Source organism: Mycolicibacterium celeriflavum, from assembly GCF_010731795.1.
In the GTDB taxonomy this organism is placed as follows: domain Bacteria; phylum Actinomycetota; class Actinomycetes; order Mycobacteriales; family Mycobacteriaceae; genus Mycobacterium; species Mycobacterium celeriflavum.
This window is the reverse complement of record NZ_AP022591.1, coordinates 4564685-4578422: the sequence shown is the minus strand read 5'-3', so window position 1 is coordinate 4578422 and position 13738 is coordinate 4564685. Positions and strand designations below refer to the sequence as shown.

At 65.7% G+C, this 13738-nt stretch carries 11 protein-coding genes and 1 pseudogene; 9 read left to right on the top strand and 3 right to left on the bottom strand.

Annotation, left to right across the window (positions count from 1 at the left end; translation table 11 throughout):
- Positions 1-74: 74 nt before the first annotated feature.
- The 4 genes and pseudogenes from G6N18_RS21965 (at position 75) to G6N18_RS21950 (ending at position 5053) form a co-directional block, all read left to right on the top strand.
- Positions 75-1615 (top strand): annotated as a pseudogene (locus tag G6N18_RS21965) (arylsulfatase).
- A 43-nt stretch (positions 1616-1658) separates the two neighbouring features.
- On the top strand, positions 1659-3203 hold the full coding sequence (locus tag G6N18_RS21960; RefSeq protein WP_083001708.1) for an arylsulfatase: 1545 nt from the start codon (positions 1659-1661) through the stop codon (positions 3201-3203).
- A complete protein-coding gene (locus G6N18_RS21955) occupies positions 3175-4092 on the top strand; it encodes an HAD family hydrolase (RefSeq protein WP_083001706.1) in 918 nt (305 codons plus the stop codon). The genes G6N18_RS21960 and G6N18_RS21955 overlap by 29 nt, the downstream gene beginning before the upstream one ends.
- 82 nt (positions 4093-4174) lie before the next feature.
- Positions 4175-5053: an SUMF1/EgtB/PvdO family nonheme iron enzyme gene (locus G6N18_RS21950; RefSeq protein WP_083001704.1), complete on the top strand. Its 879-nt coding sequence runs from the start codon at positions 4175-4177 to the stop codon at positions 5051-5053.
- Here G6N18_RS21950 and G6N18_RS21945 read toward each other — a convergent pair.
- The gene (locus tag G6N18_RS21945; RefSeq protein ID WP_234806152.1) at positions 5050-6741 is read right to left on the bottom strand and encodes a SulP family inorganic anion transporter; all 1692 of its coding nucleotides are present in this window, start codon (positions 6739-6741) and stop codon (positions 5050-5052) included. The genes G6N18_RS21950 and G6N18_RS21945 overlap by 4 nt on opposite strands.
- 135 nt (positions 6742-6876) lie before the next feature.
- Between G6N18_RS21945 and G6N18_RS21940 the strand changes: the two genes are divergently transcribed.
- Genes G6N18_RS21940 through G6N18_RS21930 form a run of 3 tightly spaced genes read left to right on the top strand, consistent with a single transcriptional unit; the run spans position 6877 to position 9705 of the window.
- Positions 6877-7653, top strand: coding sequence for an SDR family NAD(P)-dependent oxidoreductase (locus tag G6N18_RS21940; protein WP_083001702.1), 777 nt, complete (start codon positions 6877-6879; stop codon positions 7651-7653).
- Positions 7650-8489, top strand: a complete 840-nt coding sequence (locus G6N18_RS21935; RefSeq protein WP_083001700.1) for an SDR family oxidoreductase — start codon at positions 7650-7652, stop codon at positions 8487-8489. The genes G6N18_RS21940 and G6N18_RS21935 overlap by 4 nt, the downstream gene beginning before the upstream one ends.
- A gap of 10 nt (positions 8490-8499) precedes the next feature.
- Positions 8500-9705, top strand: a complete 1206-nt coding sequence (locus tag G6N18_RS21930) for an AI-2E family transporter (RefSeq protein WP_083001699.1) — start codon at positions 8500-8502, stop codon at positions 9703-9705.
- Here G6N18_RS21930 and G6N18_RS21925 read toward each other — a convergent pair.
- Positions 9686-10513, bottom strand: coding sequence for a dienelactone hydrolase family protein (locus tag G6N18_RS21925; protein WP_083001697.1), 828 nt, complete (start codon positions 10511-10513; stop codon positions 9686-9688). The genes G6N18_RS21930 and G6N18_RS21925 overlap by 20 nt on opposite strands.
- Positions 10514-10527: 14 nt before the next feature.
- Positions 10528-11205 (bottom strand): DUF4245 domain-containing protein, encoded by a 678-nt coding sequence (locus G6N18_RS21920; protein WP_083001695.1) that lies wholly within the window; start codon positions 11203-11205, stop codon positions 10528-10530.
- Positions 11206-11259: 54 nt separating this feature from the next.
- Here G6N18_RS21920 and glpX point away from each other — a divergent pair, with 54 nt between their 5' ends.
- Together glpX and G6N18_RS21910 are read left to right on the top strand one after the other, a co-directional pair.
- Positions 11260-12288, top strand: a complete 1029-nt coding sequence (gene glpX, locus G6N18_RS21915; protein WP_067221476.1) for a class II fructose-bisphosphatase — start codon at positions 11260-11262, stop codon at positions 12286-12288.
- 25 nt (positions 12289-12313) lie between these two features.
- Positions 12314-13732, top strand: coding sequence for a class II fumarate hydratase (locus G6N18_RS21910; RefSeq protein WP_083001693.1), 1419 nt, complete (start codon positions 12314-12316; stop codon positions 13730-13732).
- Positions 13733-13738 lie beyond the last annotated feature (6 nt).

Sequence of the window (13738 nt, the reverse complement as noted above, 5' to 3'; positions counted from 1 at the left end):
ATCGCATCGGACGACGCGGCGACATACCGTCGACTTCAGGAAATTGACGCCCAAATAGGAGGCAAGGAGTCGACATGCCGGACGGCAAACCCAACATCTTGGTCATCTGGGGGGACGACATCGGCATCAGCAACCTGAGTTGTTACAGCGACGGGCTCATGGGCTACCGCACACCGAACATCGATCGCCTTGCGAACGAAGGCATGCGCTTCACCGACTCCTACGGCGAGCAAAGCTGCACCGCCGGACGCGCGGCGTTCATCAGTGGGCAAAGCGTGTACCGCACCGGCATGAGCAAGGTAGGCATACCCGGCGCGGACATCGGTTGGGCGGCAGAGGATCCGACCATCGCCGAATTGCTCAAGCCACTCGGTTACGCCACCGGTCAGTTCGGCAAAAACCACTTTGGTGACCTCAACAAGTACCTGCCAACCGTGCGCGGCTTCGACGAGTTCTTCGGGAACCTGTATCACCTCAACGCCGAGGAGGAGCCCGAGAGTTTCGACTACCCGCACGAGGATCGGTACCCCCGGCTCTACAAACTGGCCAAGCCGCGCGGCGTGCTCAAATGCAAGGCCACCGACGAGGTGTCCACCGAGCCCGACGACCCGACGTACGGACCGGTCGGCAAGCAGACGATCGAGGACACCGGGCCTCTGACCTCCAAACGGATGGAGACCATCGACGACGACGTCGCCGATGCGACCGTCGACTACATCAGACGTCAGAACGAGGCAGGCAATCCCTTCTTCGTCTGGTGCAACTTCACCCACATGCACCTCTACACCCACACCAAGCCGGAAAGCACCGGCCAGGCCGGTTTATGGCAGTCGCGCTATCACGACACGATGATTGATCATGACCGCAACGTCGGCACCGTGCTCGATGTCCTCGACGAACTGGGCATCGCCGAGGACACCATCGTCATCTACTCCACCGACAACGGGCCACACCGCAACACGTGGCCGGACGCAGGCACCACCCCGTTCCGCAGCGAGAAGGACACTAACTGGGAGGGCGCCTTCCGGGTGCCCGAGTTGGTTCGCTGGCCGGGCAAGATCCCCGCCGGCGTGGTCTCCAACGAGATCATCCAGCACCACGACTGGCTGCCCACCCTGCTCGCGGCGGCGGGCGAACCTGACATCAGCGAGAAGCTGAAGAATGGCCACAAGGCAGGAAACAAGGACTTCAAAGTTCATATCGATGGCTACAACCTGCTGCCCTACCTGACGGGCGAGGTTGAGGAGAGCCCGCGTCGTGGGTTCTTCTACTTCTCCGACGACGGCGATCTGGTCGCCATGCGCTTCGAGAACTGGAAATCGTCTTCGCCGAACAGCGCTGCCAGGGCACGTTGCGGATCTGGGCAGAGCCGTTCACACCACTGCGTGTGCCCAAACTGTTCAACCTGCGCACCGACCCGTTCGAATACGCCGACGTCACCTCCAACACCTATTACGAATGGCTGTTGCGCCACGACTACTTCGTCTTCTACGCGACCGCGATGGCGACCAAGTTCCTCGAGACGTTCAAGGAGTTCAAACCGCGACATGCGCCCGCCAGTTTCAGTGTCGATCAAGCCGTGGAAAAGCTCCACGCATTTCTAGCGAAGGACTGACGCCGAATCACCTGCAGCAGAACACAACACAAGAGGAGTAAACATGCCCGACGGCAAGCCGAACATTCTCGTAATCTGGGGCGACGACATAGGCATCTCGAATCTGAGTTGCTACAGCATGGGTTTGATGGGCTATCAGACACCCAACATCGACCGCATCGCCAGAGAGGGCATGCTGTTCACCGACTCGTACGGCGAACAGAGCTGCACGGCAGGGCGTTCGTCGTTCATCACCGGGCAGAGCGTGTACCGCACGGGGCTGTCCAAGGTCGGCATGCCGGGTGTCGATGTCGGCATGTCCCCGGAAGACCCCACGATCGCCAGTCTGCTCAAGCCGCTGGGCTATGCGACCGGCCAATTCGGCAAGAACCATCTCGGTGACCTGAACAAGTACCTGCCCACCGCGCACGGCTTCGACGAGTTCTTCGGCAACCTGTATCACCTCAACGCCGAGGAGGAGCCGGAGAACCCGGACTACCCCACCGCAGAAGAAGCACCGCAGCTACGGGCGAACATGTTGCCGCGCGGCGTCGTGCACTCCTGGGCGACCGAGGAGTCCTCCGATGAGGTGGACGAAAGGTTCGGCCCAGTCGGAAAACAGCGCATCGAGGACACCGGCCCGCTGACCAAGAAGCGGATGGAGACCATCGACGACGAGACCACCGAGGCGTGCATCGACTTCATCAAACGCCAGAAGGAAGCCGACACACCGTTTTTCGTGTGGATGAACACCACACACATGCACTTCCGGACTCACACCAAGCCGGAATCGCTGGGTCAGGCGGGCCGGTGGCAGTCGCCTTACCACGACACCATGGTCGACCACGACCGCAATGTGGGTCAGTTGCTGGACGCCCTCGACGAGCTGGGCCTGGCCGAGGACACCATCGTCATCTACTCAACGGACAACGGTCCGCACGCCAACACGTGGCCGGACGGCGCGACCACCCCGTTCCGCAGTGAGAAGAACACCAACTGGGAAGGCGCCTTCCGCGTACCGGAGATGATCCGCTGGCCAGGAAAGATCCCGGCGGGCGCAATCTCCAACGAGATCATCCAGCACCACGACTGGCTGCCGACATTCCTGGCCGCGGCCGGCGAGCCCGACATCGTCGAGAAGCTCAAGAAGGGCCACAAAGCCGGCGATACGAAATTCAAGGTGCACATCGACGGCTTCAACCTGCTGCCGTATCTGACCGGCGAGGTCGACAAAAGCCCCCGCCGCGGCATGATCTACTTCTCCGACGACTGCGATGTACTGGGTGTCCGCATCGACAACTGGAAGATCGTCTTCATGGAGCAGCGCTGCCAGGGCACGTTGCAGATCTGGTTCGAACCTTTCACACCACTGCGGGCACCGAAGATCTTCAACCTGCGCACGGATCCGTACGAACGCGCCGACATCACGTCGAACACCTACTGGGACTGGTTCTTCGACCACGACTACATCGCGTTCATGGCCAATGTGGTCGTCACCCAGTTCCTCGAGACGTTCAAGGAATTCCCGCCGCGGCGGGAACCGGCATCGTTCACCATCACCAATGCGGTCGAGAAGCTCCATGACTTCCTCGAACGGGTCGGCGGCTGAGTTGGCCGTCCTGGACAGCTGGCGCGACGGGCCCACGAAGTCGGCGATTGTCGACTTCGTGGGCCGCGCAGTCAACGATATCGCCCCGGAAGAACGTGTCGCGGTCTTCGACAACGACGGCACGCTGTGGTGCGAGAAACCGGCCTACATCCAGCTCGACTTCCTGGTCCGCCGCATGGCCGAGCAGGCCAAGGCAGACCCTGCACTGGCCGAGAACCAGCCCTACAAAGCGGCCGCCGCCGGCGACCTGGCCTGGTTCGGGGACGCGGTCACCAAGCATTACAACGGCGATGACTCCGAACTCAAAGTCCTTGCCGGCGGCATACTCTCGGCCTTCGCCGGCCTGACCGTCGAGGAACATGCCGAGCGGGTCAAGGGGTTCTACGCGACGGCCGAACACCCGACGTTGAAGCGGCCGTACACAACCTGCGGGTATGCACCGATGATCGAACTGCTTCGCTACCTGGAGGCCAACGGGTTCACCAACTACATCGCCTCAGGCGGCGGTCGCGACTTCATGCGCCCGGTCACCACGCAGATGTACGGCATACCGCCGGAACGGGTCATCGGAAGCTCGGTCGGCCTCGACTTCGCCGATGGCGACCTGCGCACCACGAACCGTCCGGAGTTCCTCGACGACGGACCGGTCAAGCCGGTACGCATCTGGGGGCGAACCGGGCGGCGACCGATCCTGGCCGCGGGCAACTCCAACGGTGACATCGAGATGCTGGAGTTCACCCGGGGGTTGCGGCTGCTGGTGTTGCACGACGACGCCGAGCGCGAATTCGACTACACCGCAGGCGCAGAGAAGGCACTCGAGCGAGCGTCGAAGGATGGCTGGTCCGTGGTCAGCATGCGTAACGACTGGGCGACCGTCTTCAGTGGCTGACCAACCCCCGTCGAAACTGCACACAGATCGCGTTTTCGGACGAATCGACGATCTCTCCGCAGTCTCGGCGGAGCATAGGAGCATGAGCGACGACCTTCTCTGGATTCCGGGGCAGACGGCCGTGCTGGGATCCGACCGCCACTACCCCGAAGAAGCGCCCGCGCGGGAGCTCAGCGTCGAGGGCTTCTGGATGCAGACGCACCTCGTTACCAACGCCCGATTCGCCGAATTTGTCGATGCTACAGGCTATCTCACCGTTGCCGAGCGACCCGTGAACCCCGCTGATTTTCCCGACGCACCCCCGGAGAACCTCCAACCCGGTTCGATGGTGTTTCATCGCACCCCGGGCCCGGTGGACTTGCGGCACTTGAATCAGTGGTGGACGTGGACACCCGGTGCATCGTGGAAGCATCCCGTTGGACCGTTGTCGTCGATCGACAAACGCGCCGAGCACCCCGTTGTCCATATCGCCTACGAAGACGCCGAAGCCTATGCGGCATGGGCGGGCATGGCGTTGCCGACCGAGGCGGAATGGGAGACCGCTGCCCGCGGTGGTCTGAGCGGGGCCGAGTTCACGTGGGGGGACGATCCCGAACAAGCGGGCGAGCGCCTGGCGAATTATTGGCACGGCGAGTTTCCCTGGAAGCCTGAGAAGGGGTACGGCCGTACCACTGCCGTCGGGACCTTCCCGCCCAACGGCTACGGCCTGTACGACATGGCGGGCAATGTCTGGGAGTGGACAACGGATTGGTACGGTGACACCCGAGACGACCAACCCTGCTGTGCCGCAGACAGTTACGATCCGCAGCAGCCGCAGTTCCGGGTGCCGCGCCGAGTCGTCAAGGGTGGCTCCTTCCTGTGCGCCGACTCGTATTGCCGGCGCTACCGGCCGGCGGCCCGCCGCCCGCAACCGGTCGACACCGGCATGAGCCACATCGGTTTTCGCTGCGTCAAGCGCTAACCCCGGCCGTCGCCCTCCCCCGCGATCCACCGCTCACCGCGCCGCACCGCCTCCTCGACGGGACCGAACACCCGGTCGCTGGCGGGCACGATGCCGTCGTCGCCCAGGACGTTGCCGAGGCCTCCCGCCTCCAGCACCTTCTTGGTGGCGGGGGTGGCACCGGCGATGATCAGGCGTCCGCCGTTGTCGCGGAGGTCTTGCGCCCACCGCCGCAGCGATTTGATCACCTTCGTCGACGGGACATCCGGCAAAGTTCTCATGGATAGCACGACGACGGCACGATGCGAATCCGCCACCCGGGGCCACTCCTCGTCGATGCGCGGCACCTCGGCGAACAGGCCCACGCCCGAGTACTGCAACACCGTGACAGCATCGCTTTCGACCTTCTCCGGTACCGGAGCGATCAGCCAGCCACCGTCGTCCGCACGGACAAGCGCTTCGAGACCCGCTGCCTGCGAGGCCTTTACGCAGTAAAGAACCAGCGAGGTGATCGCGCCGATGAGGATGGCGGTGTGCAGTGGAAGTTGGGTGGTCGCCAGGAAGGTCACGACCATCGCCACCGCCGACAGCGGCGCGGTGCGCAGCACCAGCAAGATGTCCGCCCACCGACCGGCGACGAGTTCCGCGCCGATCACCAGGATCAGCCCGCCGATCACCGGCATCGGGATGAGTTCGGCCAACGAGCCCGCGACGACCACCAGAGCGGCCAGCCACAGCCCGGCGAAGATGCCCGCCCACCGTGTCTGCGCACCCGCCGAGACCGCCACCCCCGTGCGCGAAAGCGACCCGCCGGTCGGCAGGGCGCCGAAGAACCCGCCGGCGAGGTTGGCCGTACCCTGCGCGATGAAATCGCCGTTGGTGCTGGGACGGGAGCGGTCCGGATTCGGCACCGCCGCCGAAATGCCGGCCGCCTGCGCCAGCCCCACCAGCGCCACGGCCAGCCCGCCGGCGAGTAGTTCCGTCATCGCCGCGAAGTTCGGCATCGTCAACGGCGGAAGCGCATTCGGGATGGAGGCGATGTCGCCCACCGTCTCGACCTCGACGCCGATCACGGTGACCACGACCGTCACCACGACGAGAGCGATCAACGTGGCGAAGGCTTCCAGCGGCTTGATGAAGTGGAACACCGCCCACACCGCGACGGTGCCGAGCGCGACAAGGCACGGGGCAAGTTGCCAGGACCCGATGTGCGCGAACGCGTCGACGAACTTTCCGATGGTGTTGTGGCTGTCGGGCCGATAGCCGGTGGAATCGTGGATGACCCCGGCGATGATCTGTAGCGCAATGCCGGTGGTGAAGCCCGTCATCACGGCGTTGGAGACGAAGTTCATCATCGCCCCGAACCGCAGGAGACCGAAGAGCAGCATGATCGCGCCGGCGACGATCACCAGCGCCGCGATGTTCGACGGGTCGGTCGGATCGAGTCCTGCTGCGTTCAACACGCTTTGCGACGTCAACGCCAGCGCGCTGGTCAGCGTGGTGACCATGAGCACGGTGCGGGCGAACATCGATCCGACGATCGTCGAGACCACACCGGAGTACAGACCGGCGACCGGATTGAACCCGCCGATGCTGGCGTAGGCCATGCCCTCCGGGATGGAGAACAGCCCCGTCACCAATCCGGCGATCACGTCGCGGAAACGAGGACGTCCGAGCGACGTCGCGGCGCGCCGCAGAGATCTGGCCACGGGTCAACCTTGCCATTGCTCAGCGGCGCGCGACCCGTTTCGACGGGATCGGCGGCACCCCACCTGCGAGCGTGTCGAGTGTGTCAAAGCGCTACGTTGTAACACGTTCTACTTCGACGTCGAAGGGCCAACTGTATGAGCAACGGGCACACCGCCAGGAATGCACTGGTGATCGGTGCGGCGTCGGGCATCGGCTGGGCGACGGCCAAGGCACTGGCCGCCGAGGGCGACCGCGTCACGCTCGCTGACCGCAATCTCGACGGCGCGCAGGCTCGGGCCGCCGAACTCGGCGATCCGCACACCGCCGCGCACGTCGACGTCACCGACGAAGCCTCGGTACAGGCGTTGTTCGACGCGACAGATCCACTCGAAATCGTGGTCAACTGCGCGGGTTTCGGCAGCCTCGGGTTGATCACCGATCTGGCGGTCACCGAGTTCCGGTCGGTAATCGACGTCTGCCTGAACGGCGCGTTCATCGTCACCAAATACGCGGGCCAGAAGCTACGTGAAGGCGGCTCGCTCGTCTCGATCAGCTCGCTGAATGGTCGACAACCGGCCGTGGGCATGAGCGCGTACTGCTCGGCCAAAGCGGGACTGTCGATGCTCACCCAGGTGGCGGCACTGGAGATGGGGCCGCGCGGTATCCGGGTCAATGCCGTGTCGCCCGGCTTCGTCGAGACGCCACTGACGGAGGGCTCGTCACTGATCCCCGGCCTCGTCGAGGACTACGTCGACAACACCGCGCTCGGCCGCGCGGGACGACCGGAGGAGATCGCCGACGCGGTCGTGTTCCTGTGCAGCCCGAACGCGTCCTGGTTGACCGGTGAGGTGCTCGACCTCAACGGCGGTGCTCACCTCAAGAAGTACCCCGACGTGCTTGGACATGTCATGAGAATGGCGGAATCGCAATGAGTTTCAGCGGCAAGCTGGCCGGCAAGACAGCACTGGTCACCGGCGCGGGCTCGGGCATCGGCGCCGCGCTGTGCCGCGCACTGGTCGCCGCGGGCGCCGACGTGGTGTGCACCGACATCGACGGCGATGCGGCCCAGCGCACGGCGGCCGCCCTGGGATCGCGGGCCCGCGCGGCACGCCTGGACGTCACCGATGCGGACGCGGTGCAGGCCGCCGTCGACGAAGTGGTGAGCCGCGCGGGGCGGCTGGACCTGATCTTCAACAACGCCGGCATCGTCTGGGGCGGCGACACGGAACTGCTCACGCTGGACCAGTGGAACGCGATCATCGACGTCAACATCCGCGGCGTGGTGCACGGCGTCGCCGCCGCCTACCCGCTGATGGTGCGCCAGGGCCACGGTCACATCGTCAACACCGCGTCGATGGCCGGGCTGACCGCCGCCGGGCAGGTCACCAGTTACGTGATGACCAAGCACGCCGTCGTCGGGCTGTCGCTCGCGCTGCGGTCGGAGGCCGCCGCCCGCGGAGTCGGGGTGCTCGTCGTCTGCCCGGCCGCCGTGGAAACCCCGATCCTCGACAAGGGCGCGATCGGCGGGTTCGTCGGCCGCGACTACTTCCTGCCCGCTCAAGGCGGCAAGCCCTACGACGCCGACCGGCTGGCCACCGACATCCTGCGCGCCGTCGAGAAGAACAAGCCGATCCTGGTCAAACCGCGCATCGCGCACGCCCAGTGGTTGTTCGCCCGGCTCGCGCCGAGGCTGATGAACCGGTTCTCCATGCGGTTCATCGCCGACCAGCGGGCCAAACAAGCGCAAGCCAGGGCCGACACGCTGTAGACATAGCGGCGTGGATACCGAATTCACGGTTACGCAGAAGCGTTCGCTGGCCGTCGCCACCGTCGTCGCGATCGTGTTCGGGGCGTACTTCCTGCGCGGCTACTTCATCCTCGTGGTGGTCGCCGCCGTGGCGGCATACCTGTTCTCGCCGCTCTACATTCGGCTCAACAGGCGGATCGGCACCGGGCTGGCGGCGACGGCGACGCTGCTGGCCGCGACCGCAGCGGTGATCGTGCCGTTGAGCCTGTTCGTGTTCCTCGCGGTCGTGCAGATCACCACCATGGTGGAACGGGTGGCCGAATGGGTGGCCCGCACCGATCTGTCGACCCTGGGCGACCGTGCGCTGCAGTTCGTCAACGACCTGCTGGACCGGGTGCCCTACGTCGACACCACCGTCACCCCGCAGTCGCTGCAGGGTTCGATGACGCGGGTGGCTCAGGATGCCGGCCAGTGGCTGCTCGGCCTGCTGCAGGGCGCCGCGGGCGGCGTGTTCGGCGCCGTCACCGCCCTGATCCTGTTCGTGTACGTGTTCATCTCATTGCTCGTCAACCGCGACCGGGTGGTGACGATCATCCGGCAGCTCAACCCGCTCGGCGAGGAGACCACCGACCTCTACATGGCGAAGATGGGCGCGATGGTCAAGGGCACCGTGATGGGCCAGTTCGTCATCGCGGTGTGCCAAGGCGTCGCGGGCGCCCTGTCGATCTATCTCGCCGGATTCCACCAGGGCTTCTTCCTGTTCGCGGTGCTGCTGTCCGCGCTGTCGGTGATACCCCTGGGCAGCGGCATCGTCACCATCCCGTTCGGGATCGGAATGATCCTGTTCGGCAACATCTTCGGCGGCGTGTTCGTCATCCTGGTCCACCTCATCGTGGTGACCAATATCGACAATTTCCTGCGGCCGATCCTGGTACCTCGCGAAGCGCGGCTGGACCCCGCGCTGATGCTGCTCGCCGTGTTCTCCGGTATCAGCATGTTCGGCGCTTGGGGCATCGTGATCGGTCCGGTGCTGATGATCGTCATCGTCACGACGATCATCGTCTACCTGTCGGTCTACAAGGGTGTGCCCATCCAGGACCGTGAGGAGGACGAGAAACCCAAGCGGCGCAACCCGTTCTGGTGGTTGGGCCGTCGCATCAAAGAGGCGCTCCGGGGCAAGACGGACGACGCCAAGGAGCCCGAAGAAACCGACGAGCCTAGGTCAGCCGCTCCGTGAGGAATGCGATCACGCGCTTGAGCGCCGCGTCGGTCGGATGACCGTCCCGCTGGCGCAGTTCCCGCGTCAGTACCGAGTGCGCCATCTTGGTGAATCCGTGCTCGTTGCCCTTGCGAGAGTCGATCTCGATCACCTCGAACGCGTCGCCCAGCCGGTCCTTGAGCGTCTTGAACCGCGTCGCAGGCACCAGCGGGTCCTCGGTGAAACGCAAACCCAGCGCGCACAATCCGTCGGTGGCGGCGCGCCGTTCGACGATCTTGAGCTCGGCCTCGGACAGTCCCGGGTCGCGGCGCTGCTTCGGGGTGATCGGAAGCGGTAGCGACGGCTGGCTGAGCACCGGCGCGAGCACGCTGTCGTCGACCGCCGCGGCCAGCGCGAAACCACCGGTGAAGCACTGGCCGATCACGCCGACGCCCTTGCCCGGTGTCTTCTCGTTGAGGTCGCGGGCCAGCGCGCGCAGGTAGTGGGCGACGGGCCGGTCGGCGTTGGTGGCCAGGCCCGCGAATTCCCGTGCCACACAACCGCGCAACATCACCGGCACGGCACCGGGCCGCATTGCGGGTGCACCCGGCGTGCCGAACAGCGACGGAATCGCGACTGTGAAGCCGTTGTCGACCAGGTGATTACCGAGCGCGAGCACACCGGGATGCGCGCCGGGCATCTCCGGGATCAGCACGACGCCCGGGCCTTCGCCTCTGCGGTAGACGTCGTGCGTGTAGCCGGCCGCGGAGAACGGTGCGACGGTCCACCCGGTGAGGTCTGCTTCCGGAGCCGCCGCGCCGGCGACACCGGGATCCGGAGCGGTCATGGCGTCTCCGTCCGTTACTTGGCGGGTAGCGGCGATGCGGTCTGCGTCGCCGCCGCCAGCGTACGGTACTCGTCGGTACCTGCGGCGCCGGTCAGCGCGACCTGGGCGGGCCCGGTCGGACCGGCCAGCCGCGTCGTCCACACCGGTTCGGCAGGCTCGCCGTCACCGTCGCCGCCCTCGTAGACCACCCACGTCACGCCGTCGACGTCCTGCACCCCGGTCGGCACCACGTCGGGGTTGATCGAGCCGACCAGCTTGTCCTCGTCGGCGTTGCTCTGCGTCAGGCTGAGGTACATCCCGCTCGGGGCCAGGTACCCGACCGTGGAGCTGACCGCGCGGACCGGCTGGCCGGACGCGGGATCGGTGCGCCCGCCGTCGATGCCCTTGCGGCTACCGGAGTTGGACTGCCAGCCCTCCGGCAGTTCGGGTACTCGGATGGGAATCTTCAGCGCATCGGCGTCGGCCTGCAGCGCGGCCGCTGCGTCGTAGGACGGGACCGGACCCTGGCCCGGGCCGGCCGCCTGGAACGAGCACATGCCCAGCAGACCTGCGAGAACGATGCAGGCCAGCACCAGCGGTGCCATCGACCAGAACATGTCCCGGCCGTCCTGCAGCAGCCGCGACTTGGCGGGCCTGGGGTGCGGCGCCGGTTGGGCGCCGACCTGGGCGCGGGGTTCGGGCTGTTCTTCCATTGCCGCCAGTATCCCAGCTCTCACAGGCCGACCGTCTAATGGGACAATCTGCGCATGAGTCCGGCCCGCGGGGAAGCCCCCGATCGAAATCTCGCCCTCGAACTCGTCCGCGTCACCGAAGCCGGCGCGATGGCGGCCGGCCGCTGGGTAGGCCGCGGCGACAAGGAGGGTGGCGACGGCGCCGCCGTCGACGCCATGCGCGAACTGGTCAACTCGGTGTCGATGCGCGGGGTCGTAGTGATCGGCGAGGGTGAGAAGGACAACGCCCCGATGCTCTACAACGGCGAGGACGTCGGCAACGGCGACGGCCCGGAGTGCGACTTCGCCGTCGACCCGATCGACGGCACCACGTTGATGAGCAAGGGCCTGTCCAACGCGATCTCGGTGCTCGCGGTATCCGAGCGCGGCACCATGTTCGACCCGTCGGCGGTGTTCTACATGAGCAAGATCGCCGTCGGTCCCGAAGCCGTCGACGCGATCGACATCACCGCACCGATCGGGGAAAACATCCGCAAGGTGGCCAAGGCCAAGAACGTCTCGGTCTCCGACCTGACCGTCTGCATCCTGGACCGGCCCCGCCATCAGCAGCTGATCGCCGATGTGCGGGAGGCCGGCGCGAGGTGCCGCCTGATCACCGACGGCGATGTCGCCGGCGCGATCTCAGCATGCCGCCCGAACACCAGCACCGACATGCTGGCCGGCATCGGCGGCACACCGGAAGGCATCATCGCCGCGGCCGCCATCCGCTGCATGGGCGGCGAGATCCAGGGGCAGTTGGCGCCCAAGGACGACGAGGAGCGCCAGAAGGCCCTCGACCGCGGCCACGACCTGGATCGCGTGCTGACCACCGAGGACCTGGTCTCCGGCGACAACGTGTTCTTCTGCGCGACCGGGGTCACCGACGGTGACCTGCTCAAAGGCGTCCACTTCTACAGCGGTGGCTGCACCACCCAGTCGATCGTGATGCGGTCGAAGTCGGGCACCGTGCGGATGATCGAGGCGTACCACCGGTTGTCCAAGCTCAGCGAATACTCTGCGATCGATTTCACCGGCGACAGCAACGCCGTCTACCCGCTGCCGTAAATCTCCGAGGAACGTAAGGACATATATGAGCGTCGACTCGTCTTCAGACGTCGAGTACCGCGTCGAGCATGACACCATGGGCGAGGTCCGGGTGCCGGTCAACGCGCTGTGGCGCGCGCAGACCCAGCGCGCGGTGGAGAACTTCCCGATTTCCGGCCGCGGTCTCGAGCGCACCCAGATCCGGGCTCTCGGCCTGCTGAAGGGCGCCTGTGCGCAGGTCAACAAGGACCTCGGCCTGCTGGCAGCGGACAAGGCCGACGCGATCATCGCCGCGGCCGGTGAGATCGCCGACGGCAGGCACGACGACCAGTTCCCCATCGACGTCTTCCAGACCGGTTCGGGTACCAGCTCGAACATGAACACCAACGAGGTGATCGCGGGCATCGCGGCGCGCAACGGCGTGACCGTGCACCCCAACGACGACGTGAACATGTCGCAGTCGTCGAACGACACCTTCCCCACCGCGACACACATAGCCGCGACGGAAGCCGCTGTGCGTCACCTGATTCCGGCGCTAGAAGTACTGCACGAGTCGCTGGACTCCAAGGCGCGGCAGTGGCGCACCGTGGTCAAGTCCGGTCGCACCCATCTGATGGACGCCGTTCCGGTGACCCTGGGCCAGGAGTTCAGCGGCTACGCCCGTCAGATCGAAGCGGGCATAGAAAGGGTGCGGGCCACGCTGCCGCGGTTGGGTGAGCTGGCCATCGGCGGCACCGCGGTCGGCACCGGACTGAACGCGCCCGACGATTTCGACGAGCGCGTCGTCGCGGTGCTCAGCGAGCAGACCGGGCTGGCCGAATTACGGGTCGCGGCCAACCATTTCGAGGCGCAGGCCGCCCGCGACGGCCTGGTGGAAGCATCCGGTGCGCTGCGCACCGTCGCCGTGTCGCTGACCAAGATCGCCAACGACATCCGGTGGATGGGCTCGGGGCCGCTGACCGGTCTCGGCGAGATCCAGCTGCCGGATTTGCAACCGGGCAGCTCGATCATGCCCGGCAAGGTGAACCCGGTGATCCCCGAGGCGGTCACGCAGGTGGCCGCGCAGGTGATCGGCAACGATGCCGCGATCGCGTTCGGCGGCGCGTCGGGCGCCTTCGAACTCAACGTCTACATCCCGATGATGGCCCGCAACATCCTCGAGTCGTTCAAGATCCTGACGAACTCCTCGAAGCTGTTCGCCGAACGCTGTATCGACGGCTTGGTGGCCAACGAGGAGCGGTTGCGCGAGCTGGCGGAATCGTCGCCATCGATCGTGACGCCACTGAACTCGGCGATCGGCTACGAGGAGGCAGCAGCCGTCGCCAAGCAGGCGCTCAAGGAGAAGAAGACCATCCGCCAGACCGTCATCGACCGAGGACTGATCGGCGACAAGTTGTCCGAGGAAGAATTGGACAAGCGTCTCGACGTGCTAGCGATGGCCAAGGTGAAAGACGACGACCGCTAGTCAGCT